The sequence below is a fragment of the Candidatus Cryosericum odellii genome (assembly GCF_003570935.1).
Classification (GTDB): Bacteria; Caldisericota; Caldisericia; order Cryosericales; family Cryosericaceae; genus Cryosericum; species Cryosericum odellii.
Genome location: NZ_QXIU01000198.1, coordinates 1 through 3,214, shown reverse-complemented (window position 1 = coordinate 3,214; position 3,214 = coordinate 1). Strand labels below are relative to the sequence as shown.

3 protein-coding genes are annotated in these 3,214 nt (G+C 59.0%); 2 read left to right on the top strand and 1 reads right to left on the bottom strand.

Translation table 11 applies throughout. The annotated features are described in order from the left end of the window. Window positions 1–241: 241 nt before the first annotated feature. Both SMC5_RS07935 and lpdA read left to right on the top strand, forming a co-directional pair. Window positions 242–727 carry an MBL fold metallo-hydrolase gene (locus tag SMC5_RS07935; protein WP_119120279.1) on the top strand — a complete coding sequence of 162 codons (486 nt, stop codon included), beginning with the start codon at window positions 242–244 and terminating at the stop codon, window positions 725–727. A 131-nt stretch (window positions 728–858) separates the two neighbouring features. Then, on the top strand, window positions 859–2,223 hold the full coding sequence (gene lpdA, locus SMC5_RS07930) for a dihydrolipoyl dehydrogenase (protein WP_119120278.1): 1,365 nt from the start codon (window positions 859–861) through the stop codon (window positions 2,221–2,223). A 28-nt stretch (window positions 2,224–2,251) separates the two neighbouring features. On the opposite strand, the gene SMC5_RS07925 is transcribed toward lpdA, so the two are convergent. Further along, window positions 2,252–3,214, bottom strand: a 963-nt coding sequence (locus tag SMC5_RS07925) for a transglutaminase-like domain-containing protein (RefSeq protein WP_133299188.1), incomplete at its 5' end; no start/stop codon positions are given.

Sequence of the window (3,214 nt, the reverse complement as noted above, 5' to 3'; positions counted from 1 at the left end):
TGTCCAGTATGGCTATGTCATGCATACATAGTGACTTATCCAACATACACGTGGATCGTTCCGTCAACTCATGAAGCACAGAACTGATTGCTTCCAGGCCAGAAGCCGCTCTCCAGGACCAAAATAGTCATCGGCCATCAAAACCAGACTGTCAAGTTTCCCTTTCTGGCGAGCCTGCGGTCTTGTGGTTCGCATAAGGTCTGGTTTGGATATACTTTCCTTACAGTACAGGGAGGCTCTAATGGAACAGTTTCATGAGACGATGAGTGGAGCAACGGTCACACGGATGCCGGTAGGGCCCCTGCTGACCAATTGCTATCTGGTGCAGTCAGGGATGGAGCTCATGCTGGTGGACCCGGGCATGGTCTGGAACCGGGAGCTTGAGGAAGTGGCCACCGTCATCGAGAGCGCCAACGCCCGCCTCCGGTGGATCGTCTGCACCCATGGGCACTTCGATCACATCTCGGGTGTCGACACGGCAATGAAGCGTTTCCCCGACGCGACGCTCCTCATGGACCCGCGGGAGGTTGAACTCGCCAGAGACCNNGTCGGCGATACACTGTTTGCCGGTAGCGTCGGTCGCGCGCCCAACCAGAAAGAGTTCGAACAGCTGCTTGACGGGATACGCGTGACCCTCATGACGCTCCCCCCGGCCACACGCATCTTTCCGGGGCACGGAGAACCGACGAGCATCGGTGCCGAACTGGGCGCGAATCTCTGGCTGTAGTCAGTTGCAGGAGAGGGAGTCAAGTTGTTGCACCCCGGTGTTCGGCCACGGATCTGCACATTCCCCTTTTGGGCCATCACCATGCCGGTGGTATCATGAGTTGATAGAAGACACAGTTCATGGAGGTTGACATGGTCGACGTTTTTATTATTGGTGGCGGACCCGGAGGGTACGTCGCTGCAATCAAGGCAGCTCAGCTGGGTCTGTCGGTCGCGTTGGCAGAAGAGGCCGACATGGGTGGGGTCTGCACAAACTGGGGCTGCATCCCCACCAAGACGATGCTCGCCAGCAGCAAGCTCTTCACGCGCATGCAGGAGGCGCGCAAGTTTGGTCTGACTGCTGATAATGTGGGTGTCGATTTTGGCGCCGTCATGACCCGCAAGGACCAGGTCGTCGTGCGGCTGCGCAAAGGTATCGAATTTCTGATGAAGAAGAACAATATCCAGGTGTACAGGAGCCGCGCAACACTCAAAGACCCGACTCATGTCTGCATCGATGCGACCAGCGAGGTTGTTGAGGCGAAGAACGTCATCATCGCCACGGGCAGCTCTCCCATCAAGTTCCCCCCCTTCACCGACCCGGGCATCTGGACCAGTGACGACGTCTTCCGCAACAGGGAACAGCCGAAGGAACTGGTCGTCATCGGTGGCGGTGTTATCGGCGTCGAGATGGCGACATTCTTCAGCGCCATCGGGACGAAGGTCACCATCGTCGAGCTCATGCCACATATCCTGCCTATCGAGGATGAGGACGTAGCACTGGCCCTCGCTGCAACCCTCAAGAAGCGAGGTATCACCATTATCACCGGAGCGAAGACCCAGTCGGTCACGCCCACAGAGACTGGTTACAGCCTGACACTCGATGTGAACGGCGCCACACAGGAAGTCCATGGTGATCACGTTCTGCTTTCCATCGGACGGCGATCGAACGTCGGTCCGGAACTGGAAGCGGCAGGGATCACCTTGTCAAAGAAAGGTATCGTCGTCGACGACCACATGCGCACCAGCGTCCCCGGCGTCTATGCTGTCGGTGACGTGAAGGGAACCTACATGCTGGCACACGTCGCCGAGAAAGAAGGAGTCGTCGCGGCCGAGAACATCGCCGGACACGATGCTCATATGGTCTATACGGCCGTCCCTTCGGTCGTGTTCACCGACCCGGAGATCAGTGTCGTGGGCAAGAGAGAATACGAACTCAAGGCAGAAGGGATCCCGTACAAGGCAGGAACATTCCCTGTCAGCGCCAGCGGCAAAGCGCGGACGATGGAGGAAAGCATCGGTTTTGCCAAGGTCCTGACACACGCCGAGACCCACGAGATCCTGGGGATCGCCCTCTATTGCCCCGAAGCCACCGACCTCGTCATGGAATCAGTCCTGGCCGTACAGTTCGGGATGACGGCGGAGAAACTGCTTGAGGCGATCCACCCCCACCCGACGATGACAGAGATGATCATGGAGGCCACAGAAGGCTCGATCGGACTACCCCTGCAAATGTGAATCTCCAAAGTACCTGGTACAATGGGATTCACAATTGAGGGCGAGCGGTTGCCCGGGCATGCTGTGCATCACGGAGCAGCCGGAGGAGGGTTTTCTCCTCCTCCACCGCTTGCTCCCCGGCAAAGTCGACACCATAGACACGCCAGACAAGGCCTTCAATGTCAGGAGACAGCGCGGCACGATGAACAAGCTCGAGAAGCGTCTCGCCGGGCAGTCGCCGTTCTCCGACAAGGTCCTCCAGCGCTGAAGCGAGCCGGCCACGCCTGTCCTCCGCCCGGCGGCGCAGGAACAGGAATGCCAGGACGGCTGCAACCACAATACCGGAAAGGACACGCCAATCGCGCAGCAGACGTGACACCACCCTCCGGAAGGACTCGAATGCTGAGGTAACGGCACGGCCGCTGCCCGTGAAGAACCGGCCGAGACTGTTGGCAGCCTGCACCTGGCTGGCCAGATCATACGTGACGACGTTCCGGTACCAGGCCATGCGGACGTTGTCGAGGATATTCGTGATGAGCGATACTTGTTGAAACGAGCTGGGCGTCGGGTCGTACCGGACCCAGGTGTTCCCGTCCAGGACTTCCACCCACGTGTGCGCGTCCCTGGCCCGAACAATGAGATACCCGGAGGCTTTGTTCCACTCTGTGGCCAGAAAGCCTGACACCAGGCGGGCGTGGACACCCTCGACACGCAGCAGCAACACCATGGACGTGGCAAAGTGTTCGCAATACCCGGTATGCCGGTTGACGATGAAGTCCTCGATCGACGTTGCTGTCGGGTTCAGTGAGTACTCATAGTTGGCCAGGAGATAGTCACGAGTCGCCTGCGCCTTGTCTCTGACCGTCAGACCCCGCACGACGCGCGCGGCAACGTCCCTGAACGCCTGCGAAAGCTCCGGAACTTGGAGGTATCTGTCCAGCAACGCCGGCCGACGAGCCACGAGACTGTCGACAGGGACCGTGTCCTGGTCGAGTGACGAGACGTCATACCG

Excerpts from the sequence above, each read along its gene's own strand:
- lpdA (WP_119120278.1), top strand. The coding sequence starts at position 859 with ATGGTCGACGTTTTTATTATTGGTGGCGGACCCGGAGGGTACGTCGCT.